Origin of the sequence: Armatimonas sp., from assembly GCF_043760365.1 — a bacterium.
In the GTDB taxonomy this organism is placed as follows: domain Bacteria; phylum Armatimonadota; class Armatimonadia; order Armatimonadales; family Armatimonadaceae; genus Armatimonas.
Window position 1 is genome coordinate 1 of record NZ_JAYUPA010000671.1, and the last position, 3,881, is coordinate 3,881.

The window sequence follows — 3,881 nt, forward strand, 5'->3', positions numbered from 1 at the left end:
CTGCACCACAAGACTCAGAGTTTCGAGAGCTCGTTGAAGATGATTGGCTGTCTCACCCTTGGGCTTGCTCTTGGCGATACGCTCCTTCACCAGAGGCAGAAGTGTCTCGAAACCCTCATCGCCGAGGGCCGTGAGCAGGCGCTTTTGCTCGAAGCTCAGGTCGTCCAAGTGTGCCATAAGCTCTTGCGCCTGAGCGCGTCGCTCGGCAGGATCGTGGGCGGCTCCGGCAGGTGCACCAAGAGAAAAGTGCACAAGCTCGTGAAAGCCGACAACCACAATGCCTCTGGGTTCGGGAAAGAGCGCGGGGAGCTCGGTGTTGATAAAGTTGTCCCCGGGGCTGGCAAGGGGCCACTCCCAGAGCTGCTTGCCGTGAACATCAAACGCCTGGAGCTTCTCATCAGCACCGACGAGGAGCTGCGAGCCCAGCAGGCGCGGCGGGGCGATTCCTGTGTGGCCATCTCTCGCAACCCGCACGGACCCGCGGAGCTTCCCATCGTCGGCTCCCACGATGTAGAGCATTCCTGCACGCGTCATCACCACGAGACGCCCACCGGGTAACTCTAAGGCTGCAGAGAAGTCGTCCTCACGGGTAAAGCGCCAGAGGATGCGGCCCGTTTGAGGACTCAGCGCCTCCAGGGTACCGTCATGGCTGACATAGATTCGGGAGCCGACTGTGATACCACTAACCTCACCTCGGTAGGTGGGAGGCGGAAAGGCAGTTCGCCAGCGCGGCTTCCCCGTAAGGGCATCCAGGCAAAATACCTCGGCATCGTAGGTTCCGACCAGCAGGTTTTTCGCATTCAAAGGCACCACCACAGATGGCCCATGCATGCTCGCATTGCCTTGAGGGGCATAGGCACGTCTCAGGTCGCGTGTCCAGAGTGTATAGTGCGTTGTGGTGTGTATCGCGGATAGAAAGCCCTCACGCGGCGTTGCAAAGACCCGATCTTGGAGCCTACTAGGAGGAATTGGGTAGTAGCTACTCGGGACACTCCAGAGGGTCTTGCCCGTCTTCGGGTCGCAGCCTTGCAGGCCCTGCATCCCCACCGCCACATAGAGCGTGCCCTGGTGAAACGCGACCTCCGTCCCAAAGTACTTCTCTGGCAGAACCACTTCCCAGAGCCGCTTACCGGTAACCTGCTCCAGTGCGCCGTAGGAATTAGACGTTCCGTAGTAGAGCGTGCCACTATCCAAGACCACACTCTGTAGCTGATCTGTGACCTTAGTCTCCCAGGTCTTATGAAATGGCGGCGAGAGCTGCGCCCACGCAACCTGTACCAGCACTCCTAGAACCAACAACGCTCCTAGAAAACGGCTCATAATTCCCTCCTATGGCCAGCATACCAGAGAAACTAAGTCCGAAAACCCTCTTCCTCGCGAAGCGGAATCAGGAAGAGGGTCGGCGGTGGTGCCGCCGGGTGGGTCCAAGCTACTTCCCTCTTGGCTCCACTCCCATTAGGTTCTTGACGAAGAAGTCCATGCGGCGGCGCTTTCCATACGGGCTCTCACCGGCACCGTGATTCGCGCCGGGGAAGATGATCAGCTCGTAGTCTTTGTTGGCCTTGATCAGCGCATCCGTAACTTGCATCGTGCTGGCGGGGTCCACGTTGCTGTCCACCTCGCCGACCGTGAGCAAGAGCTTGCCGGTGAGCAGATGCGCATTGACCACGTTAGAACTCTCTTCGTAGCTTTTATCCACGGGGTAGCTCATCCACTGCTCGTTCCACCAGGCCTTGTCCATGCGGTTGTCGTGGCAGCCGCAGTCGGCGACGGCGGCTTTATAGAAGTCGCCGTGCCAGAGCAGGGCGGCCAGCGCGTTCTGTCCACCCGCACTCCCGCCGTAGATCCCAACACGGGTGAGATCGAGATAGGGGTACTTTGCCGCCAGTGCCTTCATCCAGGCGATTCGGTCTAAAAACCCCGCGTCCTTGAGGTTCTTGAAGCAGACATCGTGGAAGGCTTTGCTGCGGCCGTCGGTGCCCATGCCATCTATTTGCACGACCAGAAAACCAAGCTCCGCGATTTGCTGTGCATTGCCGTAGCTGCTGCTCCACTGCTTGGGCACAAAGAAGCCCTGCGGCCCGGCGTAGATCTGCTCGATCACAGGGTATTTTTTGGCCGGATCGAAGTTCATGGGCCGCCAGAGCACCCCCCAGATATCGGTAGTGCCGTCGCGGCCCTTGGCGACAAAGCGCTCGGGCTGCTTCCAGCCGGTGGCCAGCAACCCCGTGGCATCGCCTTTCTCTAAGAGCGCCAGCTTCTTACCATCGGCAGCGCTTCGTAGCTCGGTGAGGGTCGGCAAGTCCACGCGGGAGTAGCTGTCCAGATAGCGGGAGCCGTCGGGCGAGAGTGCGATTCTATGGGTGCCGTCGCCGTCGGTGAGAGGCGTGAGGGCTCCGGTGGCCACAGAGACTCGTGCGTAGTGGACATGATAGGGGTCTTCGCCCGGTGTGCGGCCCGCCACTTTGAGCAGCAGCTCGCCTTTGTCCTCGTCGAAGCTCTCGACACCGCGCACGGTCCATTCCCCTTTGGTGAGCTGCCGCTTGAGCTTGCCGGTGGTGGCATCGTGGACGAAAAAGTGGTTCCAGCCGTCGCGCTCGCTCATCCAGAGAATCTCATTGGACTTGGCAAGATACCGCGTCCAGAACTTGCCCGAGTAGTTGATGAAAGTCCTGGTGGTGTCCTCAAAGAGTGTGTTTGCGACTCCACTGAGCGCATCCACACTCAGCACGCGCAGGAGCTGATGTCCGCGCTGGTTGTAGGCAAAGAAGAAGCGCGACGAGTCCGCGCTCCAGGTGATGCCCGCGCCCCAGCCGGAGTCGCCGAGGGCGGGAAGGCTCCAGGGATCGGGGAAGAGTGACTCACTCAGCGCTATTGCTTTCCTCACCGCCACATCAAAGAGCACCGGGCGCGGGTGCTCGATCTTATCGCCCGGCTTTAAATAATCCAGGGTCACCAACTTGGGCTGCACCTGGTCTCTGGGCGACGACTGCACGGTGTAGACTTTATGCTCCTGCGCCGCCTCCGTGCGAAAGGCAACGAGCTTGCTGCTATCGGGCGACCAGAAAAATCCCGTGCCGTTGTAGGAGTCTTTGGGCTTGCCCTCACTACTTAAGGAGACCGCCTCGCCGCCTTGTGTGGGCCGCACCCAGAGATTGTCGCCTTTCGTGAACGCGATCCACTTGCCATCGGGTGAGCTTCCCGGGTTGCCGCGCTGCGCTTCGCGGCGTGTCGGGGCGGCGCGCTTCCCATCCACGATCACGGTGGCAGCGACACTGGGCGCGGTCACATAGCCCAGCGTCTTACCCGCCCCATCACGCACTTCCCAGGCATGACCCCCAAAGGTTCCTATCTCGCGCTTCTCGCCCGGCTTGACGGTTCCATACGGCGTCCGCGCACCCCCATTCACCCAGAAGAGCGCGACCTCCCCGCTGGTCTGGTTGTCAAAAACCAGGCTTACCCGCTCGCCCGCCTCACCAGGCTGCACCCGCGCCGAGAGCCGCAGAACACTCTCAACACCCAGCTTCCCTCCGAGCGCCGCTTTGAGCGCCGCCTCGTTGGCAAAGCGCTGGAGCTTGCCATCGGTCTCGACCAGCACCCACTCAAAAACACTAGGACCACTCTCTAGCCGATACCAGAGCCGTCCGCCCTCAAGCCAATTAGGAGCAACACTGGTGCGAAAGACTTTCCCCCGCGACAGCTCGCCTAGCTTCGCCGACCGCTCGTAGTCCGCCTTCGTTCCCTGTGCCCGTGCCATGCCTGTTGCTCCCAAGAGTAATGCCACGCCAATCAATCCCGCCGATTGAAATCGGCGTCTACGGTAGCCTGCGGCTGCAAAGCCCGTGCCGGGCTGGGGAATAGGATTCGGGAGCCCGGCACGG

At 60.8% G+C, this 3,881-nt stretch carries 2 protein-coding genes; both read right to left on the reverse strand.

The features are described from left to right. A partial coding sequence (locus tag ACH2EH_RS15575) for a PQQ-binding-like beta-propeller repeat protein (protein WP_395142965.1) occupies nt 1-1,320 on the reverse strand: 1,320 nt, incomplete at its 3' end. A gap of 109 nt (nt 1,321-1,429) precedes the next feature. Next, nucleotides 1,430-3,881, reverse strand: a 2,452-nt coding sequence (locus ACH2EH_RS15580) for a prolyl oligopeptidase family serine peptidase (protein ID WP_395142967.1), incomplete at its 5' end; no start/stop codon positions are given.